The following is a 246-nucleotide window of genomic DNA, read 5'->3' as shown; positions in this document are numbered from 1 at the left end:
GAATGATTACTGATTGCTCAATACCACCAATCATAACCGGTATAGCTATGAAACCGGTGCGTCCTAATGTAGCCGTTGCTGCATTGAGTTTTGCTCCTTCTCCCAAACCAACGTTTATGAAAATGAAGAAATAACAAGCAAATGGCATCATTCCTGCTTTTACCAGGGGGATTTAACATGCTTATTGGCTATGTACGCGTATCAACAAATGACCAGAACACAGATCTACAACGTAATGCGCTGAAC

At 41.5% G+C, this 246-nt stretch carries 1 pseudogene; it reads left to right on the top strand.

The window, feature by feature from the left end:
• Positions 1-177 precede the first annotated feature (177 nt).
• Positions 178-246: pseudogene (locus P9217_RS30320) on the top strand (DNA-invertase); the annotation flags it as partial.

This window comes from Mesorhizobium sp. WSM4989 (assembly GCF_029625795.1).
Classification (GTDB): Bacteria; Pseudomonadota; Alphaproteobacteria; order Rhizobiales; family Rhizobiaceae; genus Mesorhizobium.
The sequence above is the reverse complement of the archived record's forward strand: the minus strand, read 5'-3'. Positions and strand labels throughout refer to the sequence as shown.